The 16,722-nt window shown below is 61.8% G+C and carries 21 protein-coding genes; 12 read left to right on the top strand and 9 right to left on the bottom strand.

What is annotated here, in order from left to right; all coding sequences use genetic code 11:
- Positions 1 to 24 precede the first annotated feature (24 nt).
- Positions 25 to 561 carry a c-type cytochrome, methanol metabolism-related gene (locus USDA257_RS15015; RefSeq protein WP_014763826.1) on the top strand — a complete coding sequence of 179 codons (537 nt, stop codon included), beginning with the start codon at positions 25 to 27 and terminating at the stop codon, positions 559 to 561.
- Positions 518 to 1,387 carry a substrate-binding domain-containing protein gene (locus USDA257_RS15020; RefSeq protein ID WP_014763827.1) on the top strand — a complete coding sequence of 290 codons (870 nt, stop codon included), beginning with the start codon at positions 518 to 520 and terminating at the stop codon, positions 1,385 to 1,387. Before USDA257_RS15015 ends, USDA257_RS15020 begins: the two co-directional genes overlap by 44 nt.
- Before the next feature lie 106 nt (positions 1,388 to 1,493).
- Here USDA257_RS15020 and USDA257_RS15025 read toward each other — a convergent pair whose 3' ends face one another.
- From USDA257_RS15025 to USDA257_RS15035, 3 genes are read right to left on the bottom strand one after another with little or no spacing between them, the layout of a single operon-like run.
- Positions 1,494 to 2,492: a YVTN family beta-propeller repeat protein gene (locus USDA257_RS15025; protein ID WP_014763828.1), complete on the bottom strand. Its 999-nt coding sequence runs from the start codon at positions 2,490 to 2,492 to the stop codon at positions 1,494 to 1,496.
- Positions 2,464 to 2,997 (bottom strand): SRPBCC family protein, encoded by a 534-nt coding sequence (locus USDA257_RS15030; RefSeq protein WP_014763829.1) that lies wholly within the window; start codon positions 2,995 to 2,997, stop codon positions 2,464 to 2,466. The genes USDA257_RS15025 and USDA257_RS15030 overlap by 29 nt, the downstream gene beginning before the upstream one ends.
- An 8-nt stretch (positions 2,998 to 3,005) precedes the next feature.
- The gene (locus tag USDA257_RS15035; RefSeq protein WP_014763830.1) at positions 3,006 to 3,515 is read right to left on the bottom strand and encodes a DUF3280 domain-containing protein; all 510 of its coding nucleotides are present in this window, start codon (positions 3,513 to 3,515) and stop codon (positions 3,006 to 3,008) included.
- Positions 3,516 to 3,641: 126 nt separating this feature from the next.
- Here USDA257_RS15035 and USDA257_RS15040 point away from each other — a divergent pair, with 126 nt between their 5' ends.
- From USDA257_RS15040 to gfa, 10 genes are all read left to right on the top strand, one after another.
- Positions 3,642 to 4,829: an ABC transporter substrate-binding protein gene (locus USDA257_RS15040; protein WP_014763831.1), complete on the top strand. Its 1,188-nt coding sequence runs from the start codon at positions 3,642 to 3,644 to the stop codon at positions 4,827 to 4,829.
- A gap of 1 nt (position 4,830) precedes the next feature.
- On the top strand, positions 4,831 to 5,805 hold the full coding sequence (locus USDA257_RS15045) for a YVTN family beta-propeller repeat protein (RefSeq protein ID WP_014763832.1): 975 nt from the start codon (positions 4,831 to 4,833) through the stop codon (positions 5,803 to 5,805).
- A gap of 36 nt (positions 5,806 to 5,841) precedes the next feature.
- A complete protein-coding gene (locus tag USDA257_RS15050; RefSeq protein WP_014763833.1) occupies positions 5,842 to 6,285 on the top strand; it encodes a hypothetical protein in 444 nt (147 codons plus the stop codon).
- Between the two features lie 26 nt (positions 6,286 to 6,311).
- Entirely contained in the window at positions 6,312 to 6,569 is a 258-nt protein-coding gene (locus USDA257_RS15055; protein ID WP_014763834.1) for a hypothetical protein, read from the top strand.
- Positions 6,570 to 6,657: 88 nt separating this feature from the next.
- Positions 6,658 to 7,629, top strand: coding sequence for an ABC transporter substrate-binding protein (locus USDA257_RS15060; protein WP_014763835.1), 972 nt, complete (start codon positions 6,658 to 6,660; stop codon positions 7,627 to 7,629).
- The gene (locus tag USDA257_RS15065; RefSeq protein ID WP_041414256.1) at positions 7,622 to 8,383 is read left to right on the top strand and encodes an ABC transporter permease; all 762 of its coding nucleotides are present in this window, start codon (positions 7,622 to 7,624) and stop codon (positions 8,381 to 8,383) included. Before USDA257_RS15060 ends, USDA257_RS15065 begins: the two co-directional genes overlap by 8 nt.
- The gene (locus tag USDA257_RS15070) at positions 8,380 to 9,018 is read left to right on the top strand and encodes an ABC transporter ATP-binding protein (RefSeq protein WP_014763837.1); all 639 of its coding nucleotides are present in this window, start codon (positions 8,380 to 8,382) and stop codon (positions 9,016 to 9,018) included. The genes USDA257_RS15065 and USDA257_RS15070 overlap by 4 nt, the downstream gene beginning before the upstream one ends.
- Positions 9,015 to 9,743 (top strand): ABC transporter ATP-binding protein, encoded by a 729-nt coding sequence (locus tag USDA257_RS15075; protein ID WP_014763838.1) that lies wholly within the window; start codon positions 9,015 to 9,017, stop codon positions 9,741 to 9,743. Before USDA257_RS15070 ends, USDA257_RS15075 begins: the two co-directional genes overlap by 4 nt.
- Positions 9,740 to 10,531 (top strand): ABC transporter permease, encoded by a 792-nt coding sequence (locus tag USDA257_RS15080; RefSeq protein ID WP_014763839.1) that lies wholly within the window; start codon positions 9,740 to 9,742, stop codon positions 10,529 to 10,531. The genes USDA257_RS15075 and USDA257_RS15080 overlap by 4 nt, the downstream gene beginning before the upstream one ends.
- Positions 10,532 to 10,759: 228 nt before the next feature.
- On the top strand, positions 10,760 to 11,329 hold the full coding sequence (gene gfa, locus USDA257_RS15085) for an S-(hydroxymethyl)glutathione synthase (protein ID WP_014763840.1): 570 nt from the start codon (positions 10,760 to 10,762) through the stop codon (positions 11,327 to 11,329).
- 201 nt (positions 11,330 to 11,530) lie between these two features.
- On the opposite strand, the gene USDA257_RS15090 is transcribed toward gfa, so the two are convergent.
- From USDA257_RS15090 to fba, 6 genes are read right to left on the bottom strand one after another with little or no spacing between them, the layout of a single operon-like run.
- Positions 11,531 to 12,088: a thioredoxin family protein gene (locus USDA257_RS15090; RefSeq protein ID WP_014763841.1), complete on the bottom strand. Its 558-nt coding sequence runs from the start codon at positions 12,086 to 12,088 to the stop codon at positions 11,531 to 11,533.
- 12 nt (positions 12,089 to 12,100) lie between these two features.
- The gene (rpe, locus tag USDA257_RS15095) at positions 12,101 to 12,790 is read right to left on the bottom strand and encodes a ribulose-phosphate 3-epimerase (RefSeq protein ID WP_014763842.1); all 690 of its coding nucleotides are present in this window, start codon (positions 12,788 to 12,790) and stop codon (positions 12,101 to 12,103) included.
- Positions 12,787 to 13,722 carry a CbbX protein gene (gene cbbX / locus USDA257_RS15100; protein ID WP_014763843.1) on the bottom strand — a complete coding sequence of 312 codons (936 nt, stop codon included), beginning with the start codon at positions 13,720 to 13,722 and terminating at the stop codon, positions 12,787 to 12,789. The genes rpe and cbbX overlap by 4 nt, the downstream gene beginning before the upstream one ends.
- Before the next feature lie 12 nt (positions 13,723 to 13,734).
- Positions 13,735 to 14,124 (bottom strand): ribulose bisphosphate carboxylase small subunit, encoded by a 390-nt coding sequence (locus tag USDA257_RS15105; RefSeq protein ID WP_014763844.1) that lies wholly within the window; start codon positions 14,122 to 14,124, stop codon positions 13,735 to 13,737.
- 26 nt (positions 14,125 to 14,150) lie between these two features.
- Positions 14,151 to 15,611 (bottom strand): form I ribulose bisphosphate carboxylase large subunit, encoded by a 1,461-nt coding sequence (locus tag USDA257_RS15110; protein ID WP_014763845.1) that lies wholly within the window; start codon positions 15,609 to 15,611, stop codon positions 14,151 to 14,153.
- Positions 15,612 to 15,641: 30 nt separating this feature from the next.
- A complete protein-coding gene (gene fba, locus USDA257_RS15115) occupies positions 15,642 to 16,721 on the bottom strand; it encodes a class II fructose-bisphosphate aldolase (RefSeq protein WP_014763846.1) in 1,080 nt (359 codons plus the stop codon).
- Between the last annotated feature and the right edge of the window lies 1 nt (position 16,722).

The following is a 16,722-nucleotide window of genomic DNA, read 5'->3' on the forward strand; positions in this document are numbered from 1 at the left end:
GTTCTCTGCCTAAAAGGACGTAAGATGACCAGAATCAGACCAGCACTGCCGATGATCTTCGCCGTGTGGACGCTTATGGCCGGCGCCGCCGGCGCACAGGACGCCCCGGCGGCTACGGACAATATCACCGCTGTCCGCGACGAAAATGGGCGCTACTACACCGCCGATGACGTTCCCACCTTCAATATTGCCAAGGATGGCACGGTCGACTGGATGACCTATTCGGGCTTTCGCCGCTATCACTCCGAATGTCATGTCTGTCATGGTCCAGAGGGCGAAGGCTCGAGCTATGCGCCAGCCTTGAAGAAGTCCGCGATAACCATGGACTACTACGCTTTCGTCGATGTCGTCACGAACGGACGAAAGAAGGTGAATGTTGCCGAGCATTCGGTGATGCCCGCCTTTGGTCAGAACGTCAACGTGATGTGTTATCTCGATGACATCTACACCTATTTGAAGGCGCGCGGAGCCGATGCCCTGCCGCGGGGACGCCCGGCCAAAAAGGAACCGAAATCCGATGCGATCCGAGATGCTGAAAACGATTGCCTCGGCCGCGATTAGCCTCGCTGCAGCCGCCGGCATTCTGCTGCTGGCGGTTGCCTCGACGACGCCGGCGGCGGCCCAGACGTCGGACCTGGTATCGAAACAGGCGTTTCGTGTCTGTGCCGATCCGGCCAATCTGCCGATGTCGGATCGCTCAGGTAAAGGGTTCGAGAACAGGATCGCCGAACTGATGGCATCGAGGCTCGGACTGCCGCTCGAATACACCTGGTTTCCCATGGCGACCGGCTTTATTCGCAAGACGCTGCAAGCCAATGCTTGCGATGTGGTCATCGGTTATGCCCAGGGCGACGAACTGGTATTGAACACCAACCACTACTACACCTCGGCCTATGTGCTGATCGTCGCGTCTAGCAGTCCGCTGGCAGGCGTCACGACTCTGGCCGACCCTCTTCTCAAGGACAAGCGGATCGGCGTCATCGCGGGAACTCCGCCGGCTACGCATGTGGCAAGAAACGGACTGATGCCGAAGGCGAAGGGATACCATCTGATGGTCGACCGGCGCTACGAGGATCCGGCTGAAGAGATGCTGGCCGACCTGAAATCCGGTGCCATTGACGCGGCCATCCTCTGGGGCCCGATCGGCGCCCCGCTGGTCAAGGCGAGTCATCCGGAGTTGAAAGTGACGCCGCTCTTGTCGGAGCCGACTTCGCCGAAGCTCTTCTACCGCATCACCATGGGCGTGCGGCAGGGCGAGAAAGTCTGGGAGCGCAAGCTGAATTCCCTGATCCGCCGAAACCAGTCCGCGATCAACGCCATTCTCGCAGAGGCGGGTGTGCCGCTCCTGAACGACATGGGCACGGGACCGCTCGAGCTGCCAAACTGATCCGCCTGCGCCTTCTTTCCTATTTCCTGCTTATCGACCGTCCGGCGGGCTCCCTGACACGGTGCGCCACGATCTCGGCCCTGAAGCCGGGTGGGCGGTGAAACGGTCACCGCCACATGGAGGGGGCCGCGACATCACCGGGCGCCGGCGCCAGAAAGCGTCCGAAAGCGCGCGGTCCGTCGCCGGTGGCGATCTCGCCAATAACCTTCAGACTGTTGGAGTCGATTACCGTGAGGCTGTTTGAAAACCAGTTCGCCACGACGATCTGACGACCGTCCGTCGATGTATCGATGCCCTCCGGATACTCGCCGGTATTGATGACGGCGACTGCGGCCAGGCTTTGCGCGTCGAAGACGCTGACGCTGTCGTCATATTGGTTGGTGACGAAACCTCGTCCCGAGGCAAAGGCCACGGCATAGGGTCGTTCGCGGGTCTCGGCATGGCCAAGGACCCGACCGCTGACGGGATCGACGGCCGTTACCGTATTGCTGCCGACATCTGCGGAAAACAGCCGGCCATTCGGCGAAAACGTCACACCGAACGGACGCGATCCGACAGTTACCCGATGTCGAAGCGTCAGCGTTTCAGCATCGAAAATCGAAACCTGATTGGCATCCCGGTCGGCAGTCGCCAGCCACTTTCCGTCGGGGGATAGTGCAAGGCCGGCCGGCGCGCTGCCGGTTGAAAGCACCTTCAATGTGGCAAGGCTATCAGCGGCGATGACAAAGACGCGCGCACTGTACCAGTCCGATACGAAGACCCGGCCGCGCCGTTCGTCAACCGCAACGCCGATCGGCCCGCCCTCAAGCCTCCGCTCGGCGACCGGCGCGCCGGCGGGCATGCCATAGCGGCGCAGCACCTTGCTGTCCGGGCTGACGGTGAAAACGGCAGCAAGCCCGGGCGCGACGGCGATGCCGGCCGGCTGGCCTGGTACTGAGATCCGCTCGACCTCTACCATTCGGTCGAGATCGATCACGCTGAGATCGCTCGACGACTGGTTGGTGACATAGGCATAGTCGGCGAAGGCGCTGCCCGGCGTCGTCAGACCGACGAGCACCGCGGCAAGGAGGAGGCGACTATTTGCCGAACTTCTTTTCGAGCGCATCGAGGCCGGCCTTGTAGACTGCGCCAACAGCGGCAAGGGCGGCCTCGTCGTTCAGGTTGGCGGGGGGATCATTGTTCGGATAGCCGCGATAGAAGGCGCCCTTCCATTCGATATGCGAGCCGCCGCCGGCCTTCGGCGTCACCGTCAGGTGCGCGGAATAGTTGGTGACCGGCAACACTGACACGTCGACATCGGTAATCCTGTAGGAATAGGACATTTTCGCCGCATCATACTTGTAGAGGACCTCGGAGATTGTCGGGCCTTCGGCCTCTTTGAGCGTCAGCACGCGGGTCGCGTCAAGCGCGTTGCCACCCTGGCCCGTGGTCGAGAACACGGCCGGGTGCCAGCTCATATTCTGGAAATTGCCGATCACCGCCCAGACGGCATCCGGTGCTGCCGCGACATCGACCGAGAGCACCAGCTTCTGGCGTGTCGGACCATGGGCAAGGACTGTACTTGGCAACAACAGCAGGAATGTCAGCAGGAGATGACCGAGATACCGCATGAAACGCCTCACGATTTGAAGAAGTGGTTGTTCAGGATGTAGCGCATGCCGCGCAGCCAGCTGTCGTCAGTATTCGACCGGATGTCGACCGCAAGGCCACGCCGTTTCTCGCCGGAACGTGCGTCGCGCAGCACGAGATTGATCGATAGGACGAGGTTGGAGACCTTCCGCACTTCGCCGACCAGCACATAGTCGGCGCCGAGCCGGGCGGCCATGCGCACGTCGCAGCCGTAGCAGTCGGCCGGGTTGACTGTGGCGGCAAGCTCGGTCGCCACGGGATCATTCGAGAGGACGACGAAACCTTCGTCGACGAATCGATCGCGCGTGGCACTCTTCAGGAGTTCGATCCGCGCTGTTTCGTCGGCGCGCACACCATTATAGGCGCCTTCCGTCGAGAGATCGATGAAGGTCAGGCCAAGGAACGCCACCTTGGCGCCCGGCATCAGCGGCTTCTCCGGCGCTGCCGAAGCAAGCGTCGGCGACAAGGCGAGCACAAGGGCGACCAGGATGCGTTGCATAAGGCTCAGCCTAGCACAGGCATTTTTCGAGACTACGCTCCATAAGTCTCGGTTTTGCTGTACAAATTGCGCTGCTAATCTCCTCTTCCAGAGGAGTGTCCGGAAGATTGGGAGGTCGTCCCGGCGATGTCTAACCTGTCGCTTGCGCTTGCCGCCTTTTGGGTGGCGATGCTTGTTGCGTCCCCTATGCGGGCGGCGGATGTAAAGACGGCCGTGCTGCGGATCGATCGAGTGGTTGGACCGCCGATCTCTCGGCTCGACGCGCCGCCTGCCGACCTGGGCTTTGCCGGCGCCATGCTGGGGAACGAAGACAACAGGACGACCGGCGCCTTCACCGGCATGGAGTATACGGTGAAAACGCAGGCGGTGGCCCCGGACAAGGCAGCAGCGGCACTCAATGCGTTGAGGGCCGAGGGTATCGGCCTCATTGCGGTGATCGCCGAAGGGGAGACCCTGAAGGCGCTGTCCGACAGGGCCGGGCCGGAGGTGTTGCTTATGAACGCAGGCGCCCGCGACGACGCGCTGCGCGATGCCGACTGCCGGGCCAATGTGCTGCATGTCTCGCCGAGCCGCTCCATGCTCAGCGACAGTGTCGTCCAGTTTCTCATGTGGAAGAAATGGTCGCGTATCCTGCTTATCCACGGCTCGCACCCGGAAGACAAGCTGCTGGCCGACAGCTATCGCAAATCGGCTGCCAAATTCGGCGCGAAGATTGTCGAGGAGCGCGAGTTCGTCGACACCGGCGGAGGCCGCCGCACGGATACTGGCCATGTCATGGTACAAAAACAAATCCCCGTTTTTACACAGGATGCCGAGGATTATGACGTGATTATCGCGGCCGATGAGGCCGGCGTTTTCGCACCCTATTTGCCTTATCATACTTGGGATCCGAGACCTGTGGCAGGATCGGCGGGCCTTCGCCCGGTGTCCTGGCATGCCGCTCATGAAGCCTGGGGCGCGACCCAGTTTCAACGCCGCTTCGAGAAGTTGACCGGCCGCAACATGCGCGAGGAGGACTACCAGGCCTGGCTCGCCATGCGCGTGATTGGCGAGGTCGTGACGCGATCCGGCAAGGCTGATCCGGCGAGCGTGCGGGCCTATGCCCTTTCGGCGGAGTTCGAATTGGCTGCGTTCAAGGGCCAGAAGCTGACCTTCCGCTCCTGGAACGGACAACTGCGCCAGCCAATCCTTTTGACCGAGGGCCGGGTAACAGTTTCCGTGTCGCCGCAGGACGGCTACCTGCACCAGCACTCGCCGCTCGACACGCTGGGCATCGATGCGCCCGAAACCGCCTGCCATGCCTTTGGAGGATAGAATGCCGAGATCCGTACTGGTGCTCGTGCCAGCCTTTCTGTTGTTTGCGGCTCCTGCCGAGGCCAACAAGGTTTTCGTGAGCAACGAGCGCGGCAACAGCGTGACCGTGCTCGACAGCCAAAGCTGGGAGGTGATCGCCACATTTCCGGCCGGCAACAGGCCGCGCGGCATCACCATCAGCCCGGATGGCAAGGAACTCTATGTCTGTGCGTCGGATGATGACACCGTCCGGGTCTTCGATCCCGAGACCTACAAGGAGTTGCACACGCTGCCGTCTGGCCCGGATCCGGAACTTTTCGCCCTCGATCCCAAGGGAAATCCGCTCTACATCGCCAACGAGGACGACAATCTGGTCACCGTCGTCGACGTCAAGACACACCAGGTGCTGGCCGAGGTGCCGGTCGGCGTCGAACCGGAAGGTGTCGCGGTCAGTCCGGATGCCAAGACCGTGATTAATACCTCCGAAACCACCAACATGGCGCATTTCATCGACGCCTCGACCTACAAGATCGTGCACAACGTGCTGGTGGACCAGCGGCCGCGCTATGCCGAGTTCACGGCCGACGGCAAGAAGCTTTACGTCAGTTCCGAGATCGGCGGCACGGTTTCTGTGATCGACTTGTCGGCATCCGAGCCGAAGATCGCCAAGAAGATCAGCTTTGCCGTGCCTGGCGTACTGCCGGAATGGTTGCAGCCCGTCGGCGTCAAGGCCACCAAGGACGGCTCGCGCATTTTCGTGGCGCTCGGCCCGGCCAACCGCGTCGCGGTCATCGACGGCGCGACGGATGAGGTTCTCGACTACCTGCTTGTCGGACAGCGGGTCTGGCAGATGGCATTCACCCCGGGCGAGGAGTTCCTGATCACCACCAATGGCAATTCCAACGACGTTAGTATCATAGACGTCAAGGCGGAAAAGGTGCTCCGATCAGTGCAAGTCGGCGAGCAGCCCTGGGGCGTTGTGGTCGCTCCGAATTGAGACGGCACTATGCATCGACACATTGGGAGGATCTTCATGCATAAATGCGTTTTCGCGGCGCTGGCAGCGCTCTTCTCCGCAATCCCGGCCGTCGCGGCGCCGCTCTGCACCGACCTCGGCTTTGCCGGGTTGCTCGCCAAATGCAATCGCGGCGAGCCGATCGAGATCACGCTCGGCTCCGGCAAGCCGCTGGGCAAGGGTGCCGTCGCGTTGCAGTCCGGCGCCTATTACGAAATGCGCATCACGGCGGACGGCTCGGCGGAACTCGCCATTACCGGTGAGCCGTTCTTTCGGGCGATCTGGATGAACGAGATCGTCATCAACGGCATCGAAGTGCGCCCCATGGCGATCGACAGCCTCGAATTCGACGAGGCGGGCACGGCGACCCTGTCCTTCATCGCCATAAAGCCGGGCAGCTATGAGGTGAGGATTCCGAACACGACAAGCGACAGCCAGAAAGTGGCGATTTCCATTCAGTGACCAGATGGGGACAGGGAAGAAATGCGATGAAAATCCGTTTGACGACCAGCGTCGTTCTTGCAGTTCTGCTTGGCGCGCCGTGGGGCCTGCGTGCCGAAGAGATCGCTGCCGACAAGCAGAAGGCGATAGGGGACATGCTCGCCACCATGAAATGCGAGGTTGACCCCGCCAATATCGAGGCGGGCGGCAAGGGCTACGAGCTCGACGATGTGTTCTGCAGCGATGGCCAATACGATTTGGAGCTCAATGCTGACCTCACCGTCGCCGATAAACGCAAGGAATGAGTGCGGGCGCGAACTGAGTAGCGAAATCATATAGAGATCCGCTGGACGGCAAGGCAGAAACGAAGGCGGCAGTTTCGAGGGGAAGGCAATGAAGGTTTTGAAACGATTTCTCGCCGCATGTTTGTTCGCCTTCGGACCGGCGATTGCTGTGGCCGAGGATCTGCCGCAATTGCGGGCTGCGATGCTGGCGTCAGGCACGGTCAACTGGGAGATTTCTACCATCAAGGCCCACGAGTTCGACCGCAAGAACGGCTTCGAGCTGGCTGTCCAGGACTATGCAGACAACGGTGCAACGCGCGTCGCCTTCGAGGGCGGCGAGGCTGACACGATGGTGGCCGACTGGATATGGGTGGCCAACCAGCGTGCCGCTGGCAAGGACTACGTTTTCATCCCCTATTCGCTGGCAGTCGGGGGGCTCGTGGTCAAGGATGACAGCGGCATCAAGGCGCTGCCAGACCTTGCCGGCAAGAAGATCGGCATCGCCGGCGGGCCGCTCGACAAGAGCTGGCTGATCCTGCGCGCCTATGCCAAGCAGCAACATGGCATGGACCTGGCCACTGAGACCGATCAGGTGTTCGGGGCGCCGCCGCTGATCTTCAAGTCGGCGCTTTCCGGTGAGACGGCGGGCGCGATCAATTTCTGGCACTTCCTCGCCAAGATGAAGGCCAAGGGCATGCATGAGCTGATCTCCGTCTCCGAGGCCGCAGCGGCGCTCAAGCTGGATCCCGACACGCCGCTGCTCGGCTATGTGTTGAAGGGCGAGTATGCCGCGGCCCATCCGGACATCGTCAAAGGTCTCTATAAGGCGTCGCGCGGGGCCAAAGACCTGCTGCGCAACGATGACGCGGCGTGGGAAGGACTGCGAGAAAAGATGAATGCGGGAGACGACGCTGAATTCATCGCGCTTCGCGACGGCTATCGCGCCGGTATTCCGAGCGGCAAGCCGATCGACGAGGCGGCCGCCGACCGGTTTCTGCGGCTGATGGCGGAGCTCGGCGGAGCGGAGCTCGTCGGCAAGGCAACAAGCCTGCCCGAAGGATTGTTCCTGCAACTTGAGTAAGACGCTGCAACATCCTGCGCTGGTGCGGTCAATGTCGTTGGGCCTTCTGCTGCTGCTCTGGATAGCGGCGGCCGAACTGACGGCGGACGCCTCCGTCCTGCCTCAGCCCTGGACGCTATGGGCACCTTTTGTGGAAGCCGTTGTTTCCGGCACTTTGCCTTATCATCTCGGCATGACGTTGGGGCGCGTGGTTTGCGCCTTCGTGCCGGCAATGGCCATCGGCGTGGCGCTCGGCTTCGCGATGGGCCGCGTTCCCTCCGTCGATCGATGGCTCGATCCCTGGCTCGTCGTGTTTCTCAATCTGCCGGCCCTCGTGCTCATCGTGCTGTGCTATCTCTGGATCGGCCTCAACGAGACGGCGGCGATCATGGCCGTGGTGCTCAACAAGATTCCGAATGTCGCCACGATCCTGCGCGAAGGTGCAAGGGCCCTCGATCCGAACCTCGGCGCCATGGCCGAGGTCTATCGCATGGCTCCTCTGGCGCGGCTGCGTCACGTGATCATGCCGCAGCTTGCGCCGTTCCTCGCCGGGGCTGCCCGCTCCGGTATTGCAGTGATTTGGAAGATCGTCCTGGTGGTCGAGTTTCTCGGCCGCTCCAGCGGCGTCGGCTTCCAGATTCATTTCTATTTCCAGCTCTTCGATGTTGCCATGGTGCTGGTCTATGCGCTTTCTTTCATCGGCGTGATGCTGCTGGTCGAAGCTCAGTTCCTGCAGCCGGCCGAACGCCGGGTACGGCGCTGGAGGACGGCATGATCAAGGTCGATGTCAGACGAAAGATATTCGGCGACGAGGAGATCCTCCGCGACATCCGTTTCGAGATGGAGGTCGGTGAGACGCTCGCCATCCTCGGCCCGTCGGGCATCGGCAAATCGACGCTGCTTCGGCTGATCGCCGGGATCGACCACGCCTTCAAAGGCGAGATCAACCGCCCGGAAAAGATCGCCATGGTGTTTCAGGAGCCCGTTCTGCTGCCGTGGCGGAGCGTCCTGCAGAACCTGACCTTGGTGCACACTGAACTCGGTACGCAAGCGGCGCTTTCGGCGCTGGAGCGGGTCGGCATCGTCGACAAGGCGCACCAATTTCCCGGCCAGTTGTCGCTCGGGCAGCAGCGGCGGCTGGCGCTGGCGCGCGCTTTCGCCGGACGGCCGGAACTTCTGGTGATGGACGAGCCCTATGTGTCGCTCGATCCGGCGACCGCCGAGGAAATGTTGGCGCTGACCGAGGCGCTGATCGCCGAAACCGGCCCTGCCGTCATTCTCGTGACCCATTCAGACGTCGAGGCGAACAGGTTGACCCGGCGCTGCCTCCGTCTTGCCGGAAAACCGGCGACAATTACTGGTGACGTTGCGCCACGATCGGTATTGATCACCTCGGAGGGCGCGTTGTGACCGGGCTTGAGATCAGCCATGTCAGCTACAGCTACGGATCGCGCAAGGCGCTCGACGATGTCAGTTTCTCCGTGGCGGCCGGCCGGTTCTGTGCGCTGCTCGGGCCGAACGGTGCCGGTAAATCGACCCTCTTCGCTCTCCTCACCCGGCTGCTGGTCACGAAGGGGGGCGATATCAGCGTGGCCGGCTTCGATATTGCGCGCGATCCCCGTGCGGCGCTCGCCCGTATCGGCGTTGTGTTCCAGCAGCCGACGCTCGATCTGGACATGACGGTGCGGCGCAATTTGCGCTATTTCGCTGGACTGCATGGACTGTCTGGGCGGCAGGCCGTTTTGGCGATCGACGCGGCTCTGACGCAGCTCGGCATGGCCGAGCGGGCCGACGAGCAGGTGCGTGCTCTGAATGGTGGACATCGGCGCCGCATGGAGATCGCCCGGGCGCTGATCCACGACCCTAAGATCCTGTTGCTCGACGAGCCGACGGTCGGATTGGATGCTGCCTCCCGCCAGGCGATCACCGATCATGTGCATCTGCTGGCAGAGCGCGGGCTTGCCGTGCTCTGGGCAACCCATCTGGTCGACGAGATTCAGGCCGCCGATCAGGTCGTCGTTCTGCATCGTGGAAAGGTGCTCAGCGATGGCAGTGCCGAGGACCTCGCTGGCGAAGAGGGGCTCGCCAAGGCATTCCTGTCGATGACGGCCGAGGGCCGGGAGGTTCCGGCATGAAGGCATGGTTGATTGCGCTTTCCGTTATCATCACCCGCGAAAACCTGCGTTTCGTCCGCCAGCGGGGCCGCTTCCTGGCGGCCCTCGTTCGCCCGCTCGTCTGGCTTATCGTCTTTGCCGCGGGCTTCCGCGCAGCGCTCGGCGTGTCGATCATCCCGCCCTACCAGACCTATATCACCTATGAGGTCTATATCCTTCCGGGGCTTTGCGGGATGATCCAGCTGTTCAACGGCATGCAGTCGTCATTGTCGCTGGTCTACGATCAGGAAATGGGGTCGATGCGTCTATTGTTGACGTCGCCCCTGCCGCGCTGGTGGTTACTGTTCTCAAAGCTGCTGGCCGGCGTGATCGTCTCCATTCTGCAGGTCGCCGTCTTCCTGGCAATTGCCGCGCTCACCGGCATCACGCTGCAACCCATCGGCTATATCGCGGTGCTGCCGGCATTGCTGGTGAGCGGATTGATGCTCGGCGCCCTCGGGCTCCTGATTTCCTCGACCGTCCGGCAGCTCGAGAATTTCGCCGGGGTCATGAACTTTGTGATCTTCCCGATGTTCTTTCTCTCGTCGGCGCTCTATCCGTTATGGAAGATGGCGGAAAGCTCTCCGTTGCTGCGCGATATCTGCGCCTTGAACCCGTTTACCTATGCGGTCGAACTGATACGTTTTGCGCTTTATGGCCAGCTTAATCTCACGGCACTCGCTTGGGTCAGCGCCTGCTTCGTCCTGTTCATGCTGGCCGCCCTCTGGGGCTACGATCCGGCCCGCGCCATGCTCCGGGCGAAGAGCTGAGCTACCGCACGTTCCCTTAAATCGTAGCCGATGTAAGGATAAGAGCATGCAGCAATTCAATGGACTGCAGCGACCTTTGTGATCTGAAAAGACGCACGGCGCTGTAGGCGCTGTCGCAGCGGTTCGACCTGAAAACCGACACTTTCCGCTATATTGCCGCCGGCGTCATTTGCCGTGATCCTGCTTTCTCGGAAGGACTTAAAGACGTTCAAGCGAGAGGAGGAACCAATGCTGAAGCTACATCCATCGATCGACAACGGCTTTCCGCCGGCCAGTCCCGGCTTTCACGGCGGCACGCTGAAATGCCAATGCGCCACCAATCCGGTGACCGTTGAGATCGGTGCGCAGACGGCGCACAATCATGCCTGCGGCTGCACCAAATGCTGGAAGCCGGAGGGTGCCACCTTTGCTCAGATCGCCGTCGTCAGCCGTGACAAGGTGAATGTCGCCTCAGGCTCGGAGAAACTGCAGATCGTCGATCCGAGCGCGACGATCCAGCGCTACGCCTGCAAGGATTGCGGCACGCACATGTACGGCCGCATCGAGAACGCCAAGCATCCCTTCTATGGCCTCGATTTCGTTCACACCGAACTCAGTGACGAGACCGGCTGGTCGCCGCCGGAATTCGCGGCCTTCGTTTCTTCCATTATCGAAAGCGGCGTCAACCCCGACAGGATGCCTGAAATTCGAGCTCGCCTGACGGAACTCGGACTGCAACCCTACGACTGCCTGTCTCCGACCCTGATGGACGCCATCGCGACGCATGTCGCCAAGCAGTCCGGCGCCCTGCCGGCCTGACATTCCTTAAGTCGGCTACGATTCAAGAAAACATGCAGCAGGCACTCCGCCTCCTCCCTCGGACCCCGCCCGTGGCCTTCTTTCTGAAAGCCATCAAAACGGGCGGGGGCCTGAGGCGGGTTCCTGAAAAGGGAACGAATGCCATCGCGAAGCCGTCCGATTCCCGGCGCGGCTGAGCAATAGAATGGTTCCTTCCATGCCTCAGACTGGCATTTTCCACTTGATGGAGCAGCCGATCGAGGGCTGCTGTTCCGCCGGACCTCTGCCGGTTCGCGAAACCATGACCATGGCCTCATAAAGGTCACGCCTCAGATCGCCAGGCCCGATTTCCTTGCGAGAGGCGTCCAGCCGGCCGCGATATTGCAGTTCCATGTCCTTGTTGAAGCCGAAGAAGTCGGGCGTGCAGACGGCGCCATAGGCTTTGGCGACGGATTGGTCCTCGTCATAGAGATATGGAAAGGGCAGCATGTTTTGTGATGCGAAACGCTTCATATTGTCGAACGAATCCTGCGGATAGGCTTCGGCATCATTGGAGTTGAGTGCTACGAAGCCGATGCCATGATCCTCCAGCTCGATCGCGTCCCGGACGATGCGGGCGATGACCGCTTTCACATACGGGCAGTGATTGCAGATGAACACGACGACCAGTCCGTTGGGCCCGGAAAAGTCCAGGATCGAACAGTTACGGCCGTCGGTATTCGGCAGGCGGGCATCGACGGCCTTCCAGCCGTAATCGCAGAGCGGTGGGTTCGCTGCCATGTCGCCGTCACCTTACTTCTTAAGTGCCGCCAGCCTCGGATCGTCAGCGGCGGTGCGCAGCGCGATTATATTGCCGGCATAGGCCTCCTGGCCACCCCTGAAGATTGCCGAGCCAGCAACGAGCACATCGGCGCCGGCCCGGGCGACGAGCGGCGCAGTCTCGGGTGTTACCCCGCCGTCGATTTCGATGAGGATCGGCCTCGCGCCGATCATCGCCCGGACCTTGGCCACCTTCTCGATGACCGACGGGATGAACTCCTGGCCACCGAAGCCGGGATTGACCGACATCAGCAGGATCAGGTCGAGCCGGTCCAGCACATATTCGATGACGGTTTCCGGCGTCGAGGGATTGAGCGACACACCGGCCTTGCAGCCGAGGTCGCGGATCGCCTGAAGCGTCCGGTCGAGGTGGGTGGTCGCTTCGGCATGCACGGTGATGATGTTGCAGCCGACGACGGCGAAGGCCCCGAGAAATCGCTCGGCCGGTTCGATCATCAGATGACAGTCGAACACCTTGTCTGTTCGGTCCCGGATCGCCTTGATAACCGGCGGCCCGAACGTGATGTTTGGCACGAAATGGCCATCCATCACGTCAAGATGGATCCAGTCGGCGCCGGCCTCGCAGACGGCCTCGACTTCTTCGCCGAGCCGGGAGAAATCGGCTGACAGGACCGAAGGAGCGATGATGGTCTTCTGGCTCATGGCGATATCTCCGGATGAGTGGGCTCGACGGTGCTGAACACGCGGCTGGCGGAAATGTCCCGAGCCGTGATGGTAGACAGTTGCTCGGCGTCGACCGGCCCGGCGCTTTCCTCGAACAGGCGGTTCGCCTGCCGCAGCCGGGCCCGGTCGAGCGCGTTGCGGATCGAGCGCGCATTGGCGAAATGCGGCTGGCGCCGACGACGGGAGATGTAGTCGCTCATTACGGTCGCCGCCTTGGTGTCGAAATGATAGCCCTGACGGCTTAGCATGCTCTCGGCAATCGACAGGAGCTCCCCGTCGTTATAGTCGGGGAAATCGATATGATGGGCAATGCGCGAGCGGAAGCCCGGATTGCTCTCGAAGAACCGATCCATGCGGTCGGCGTAGCCGGCGAGAATCACCACCAGGTCGTCGCGGTTGTTCTCCATCACCTGCAGCAGGATCTCGATCGCCTCCTGGCCGTAGTCGCGCTCGTTGTCCGGACGGTAGAGATAGTATGCCTCGTCGATGAACAGCACGCCGCCCATTGCCTTCTTCAGGATCTCCTTGGTCTTGGGCGCCGTGTGGCCGATATACTGCCCGACCAGATCGTCGCGCGTCACCGAAACCAAATGCCCCTTGCGGATATAGCCGAGCCTGTGCAGCAGATTGGCCATGCGTAGCGCGACCGTTGTCTTTCCGGTGCCCGGATTTCCGGTGAAGCTCATGTGCAGCGACGGCGGCTCGTGGCTGAGACCCATTGCACGGCGGGCCCGCTCGACGAGCAGCAGGGCTGCCGTCTCGCGGATCCGCTGCTTTACGGGCTTCAGTCCGACGAGTTCGCGGTCCAGTTCGTCGAGGATCTCGGCGACGCCGGAGGCCTTGTATTCCTCGGCGAGGTCGACCGATGTCGGCAGGCCTTCGACACTTGATGAAGCTTCCGCCATTGCCATCTTGCTGCTCCTCTACCGCTGCGTTTCCCAGGCATAGCGTTGGCTGCGACCGCGGCTCTCCGTCCGGGTCATCCGCAGTGTCGGCTCGTTGTCGGGACGGTTGACGATGAAGGACATCGTCACGGTTTCCAAGCCGCGGCTGGAATCGAAGGCGTTGAGGCGGATGTAATCCTGTGCGTGAGCCTTGCGGCAATCCTCCAATTCCATCATCACGCCCTTGGCGTCCTTGAGGTCGAACATCGGATTGCCCCACATCTCCCAGTAGGTGTTGCGCGGGTGCGGGTCGTCGGTATATTCGACGCCGATCGCCCATCCCTTGCCGAGGCAATACTCCACTTGTGCCGTTATCTGCTCATCCGTCAGGTCCGGCAGGAATGAGAAGCATCCTTGGGTGATACGCATGTCGTCTCTCCTTTCTGTCATACCCGTCAGGCGACGCTTACGCTCGGCACGAAATCCGAACTGTCCGTCGGGGTATAGTTGAAGCTGATATTGCCCCAGGTATCGAGGGCGGCTTCCAGCGGCTTGCACCACTTGGCCGCGGCCCTCAAGATTTCAGGACCTTCATTGGCGATATCGCGGCCTTCGTTGCGGGCCAGCACCATGGCCTCCAGCGCCACCCTGTTGGCGGTGGCGCCTGCCTGGATGCCCATCGGATGGCCGATCGTGCCGCCGCCGAACTGCAGCACGACGTCGTCGCCGAAAAGATCGAGCAGTTGGTGCATCTGGCCGGCATGGATGCCGCCCGACGCGACCGGCATGACTTTCTTGATGTCGGCCCAGTCCTGCTCGAAGAAGAGCCCGCGCTGAAGATCGACGACGCTCTTCATTTCGCGGCAGACATTGTAGTAGCCCTGCACGGTCATCGGGTCGCCTTCGAGCTTGCCGACGGCGGTGCCCGCATGCAGATGGTCAACGCCGGCAAGCCGCAGCCATTTGGCGATGACGCGGAAGGAGATGCCGTGGTTCTTCTGCCGCGTGTAGGTGCCGTGACCGGCCCGGTGCATGTGCAGGATCATGTCGTTCTGCCGGCACCATTCCGAGATCGACTGGATTGCCGTCCAACCGATGATGAGATCCACCATGACGATGACCGAGCCGAGCTCCTTGGCGAATTCGGCGCGGCGGTACATTTCCTCCATCGTGCCGGCGGTGATGTTGAGGTAGTGCCCCTTGACCTCGCCGGTGACGGCGGAGGCGTGGTTAACGGCGTCCATGCAGTAAAGATAGCGGTCGCGCCAATGCATGAAGGGCTGCGAATTGATGTTCTCGTCGTCCTTCATGAAGTCGAGGCCGCCCTTCAGGCCCTCGTAGACGACCCGACCATAGTTCTTTCCGGAAAGTCCCAGCTTCGGCTTGGTGGTGGCGCCAAGCAGCGGCTTGCCGAACTTGTCGAGCCGTTCGCGCTCGACGACGATGCCGGTCGGCGGGCCCTTGAAGGTCTTCACATAGGCGACGGGAAGGCGCATGTCCTCAAGCCGTGCCGCCTTCAGCGGCTTGAACGAGAAGACGTTGCCGATGATCGACGCCGTCAGATTGGCGATCGAGCCTTCCTCGAACAGGATGAGGTCGTAGGCGACGTAGCAGAAATATTGCCCAGGCGTTCCGGGGACCGGATCGACCCGGTAGGCCTTGGCGCGGTATTGGTCGCAGGCCGTCAGGCGATCGGTCCAGACGACCGTCCAGGTGGCTGTCGAGCTTTCGCCGGCCACGGCGGCGGCCGCTTCGATCGGATCGACCCCCTCCTGCGGGGTAATCCGGAAGAGCGCGATCAGATCGGTGTCCTTCGGCTCGTAGTCGCCGTTCCAATAGCCCATCTGCGCGTATTTCAGCACCCCGGCCCTGTAGCGTTCCTTGCCTTTGATTTCTGTCTTTGCATCGGCGTTCATATCACAGTCCCTTTCTCTCGATGGATCTGGTCAGGCGGCTCGCGACCGCGCCGCCTGAGGTTTCAGGGAGCCGCTTGCGTAGCGTCGGGCCATCTCCGACATTGGTGCGACCTTGATGCGAGATGCGTTGCCGGCAGTGCCGAATGCCTCGAAGCGGGCCTTGCAGACCGCTGACATGGCGTCCATGGCCGGTTTCAGGAACTTGCGCGGATCGAATTCACTGCGGCTCGTATCCGCAACGCGGCGAAAGGCAGCGGCCGCCGCCAGGCGCAGATCCGTGTCGATATTGACCTTGCGCACGCCGAAGCGGATGCCGCGCACGATCTCCTCGACCGGCACGCCGTAGGTCTCGCGCATTTCGCCGCCATGGGCGTTGAAGACGTCCTGCCATTCCTGCGGCACCGAGGAGGAGCCGTGCATGACGATATGGGTGTCCGGCAGCCGGTTATGGATCTTCTCGATCACGTCCATGGCGAGCACGTCGCCGGTCGGCTTGCGGGTGAACTTGTAGGCGCCGTGCGAGGTGCCGATCGCCACTGCCAGCGCATCGACCTCGGTTTCGGCGACGAAGCGCGCCGCTTCATCTGGATCGGTCAAGAGTTGCGAACGATCGAGTGCGCCTTCGAAGCCGTGGCCGTCCTCGGCCTCACCATGGCCGGTTTCGAGCGATCCGAGGCAGCCGAGCTCACCCTCGACCGAAGCGCCGACCATATGGGCGAGGCGGCTCACTTCCGCAGTGATCGCGACGTTATAGGAATATTCGGCAGGGGTCTTCGCATCCTCCCTCAGCGAACCGTCCATCATCACCGAGGTGAAGCCGTGCTGGATCGCAGTGAGGCAGGTCGCGACATTGTTGCCGTGATCCTGATGAATGCAGAGCGCGATATCGGGATACATCGCTTCAAGCGCTTCCATCATCTTGGCAAGCATGATGTCGTTCGCATAGGAGCGGGCGCCGCGGGAGACCTGCAGGATCACAGGCGCGTCGCAGGCGCGCGCCGCCTCCATGATCGCCAGCCCCTGTTCCATGTTGTTGATGTTGAATGCCGGCACGCCATAGGTTCGTTCTGCGGCATGATCGAGCAATTGGCGGAGCGTGATACGGGCCATG

This window comes from Sinorhizobium fredii USDA 257 (genome assembly GCF_000265205.3).
Taxonomy (GTDB): domain Bacteria; phylum Pseudomonadota; class Alphaproteobacteria; order Rhizobiales; family Rhizobiaceae; genus Sinorhizobium; species Sinorhizobium fredii_B.

What these genes read in the sequence shown, in the direction of transcription:
- USDA257_RS15015 (WP_014763826.1), top strand. Translation starts at nt 25, where the DNA reads ATGACCAGAATCAGACCAGCACTGCCGATGATCTTCGCCGTGTGGACG.
- USDA257_RS15020 (WP_014763827.1), top strand. Translation starts at nt 518, where the DNA reads ATGCGATCCGAGATGCTGAAAACGATTGCCTCGGCCGCGATTAGCCTC.
- USDA257_RS15025 (WP_014763828.1), bottom strand. Translation starts at nt 2,492, where the DNA reads ATGCGCTCGAAAAGAAGTTCGGCAAATAGTCGCCTCCTCCTTGCCGCG.
- USDA257_RS15030 (WP_014763829.1), bottom strand. Translation starts at nt 2,997, where the DNA reads ATGCGGTATCTCGGTCATCTCCTGCTGACATTCCTGCTGTTGTTGCCA.
- USDA257_RS15035 (WP_014763830.1), bottom strand. Translation starts at nt 3,515, where the DNA reads ATGCAACGCATCCTGGTCGCCCTTGTGCTCGCCTTGTCGCCGACGCTT.
- USDA257_RS15040 (WP_014763831.1), top strand. Translation starts at nt 3,642, where the DNA reads ATGTCTAACCTGTCGCTTGCGCTTGCCGCCTTTTGGGTGGCGATGCTT.
- USDA257_RS15045 (WP_014763832.1), top strand. Translation starts at nt 4,831, where the DNA reads ATGCCGAGATCCGTACTGGTGCTCGTGCCAGCCTTTCTGTTGTTTGCG.
- USDA257_RS15050 (WP_014763833.1), top strand. Translation starts at nt 5,842, where the DNA reads ATGCATAAATGCGTTTTCGCGGCGCTGGCAGCGCTCTTCTCCGCAATC.
- USDA257_RS15055 (WP_014763834.1), top strand. Translation starts at nt 6,312, where the DNA reads ATGAAAATCCGTTTGACGACCAGCGTCGTTCTTGCAGTTCTGCTTGGC.
- USDA257_RS15060 (WP_014763835.1), top strand. Translation starts at nt 6,658, where the DNA reads ATGAAGGTTTTGAAACGATTTCTCGCCGCATGTTTGTTCGCCTTCGGA.
- USDA257_RS15070 (WP_014763837.1), top strand. Translation starts at nt 8,380, where the DNA reads ATGATCAAGGTCGATGTCAGACGAAAGATATTCGGCGACGAGGAGATC.
- USDA257_RS15080 (WP_014763839.1), top strand. Translation starts at nt 9,740, where the DNA reads ATGAAGGCATGGTTGATTGCGCTTTCCGTTATCATCACCCGCGAAAAC.
- gfa (WP_014763840.1), top strand. Translation starts at nt 10,760, where the DNA reads ATGCTGAAGCTACATCCATCGATCGACAACGGCTTTCCGCCGGCCAGT.
- USDA257_RS15090 (WP_014763841.1), bottom strand. Translation starts at nt 12,088, where the DNA reads ATGGCAGCGAACCCACCGCTCTGCGATTACGGCTGGAAGGCCGTCGAT.
- rpe (WP_014763842.1), bottom strand. Translation starts at nt 12,790, where the DNA reads ATGAGCCAGAAGACCATCATCGCTCCTTCGGTCCTGTCAGCCGATTTC.
- cbbX (WP_014763843.1), bottom strand. Translation starts at nt 13,722, where the DNA reads ATGGCAATGGCGGAAGCTTCATCAAGTGTCGAAGGCCTGCCGACATCG.
- USDA257_RS15105 (WP_014763844.1), bottom strand. Translation starts at nt 14,124, where the DNA reads ATGCGTATCACCCAAGGATGCTTCTCATTCCTGCCGGACCTGACGGAT.
- USDA257_RS15110 (WP_014763845.1), bottom strand. Translation starts at nt 15,611, where the DNA reads ATGAACGCCGATGCAAAGACAGAAATCAAAGGCAAGGAACGCTACAGG.
- fba (WP_014763846.1), bottom strand. Translation starts at nt 16,721, where the DNA reads ATGGCCCGTATCACGCTCCGCCAATTGCTCGATCATGCCGCAGAACGA.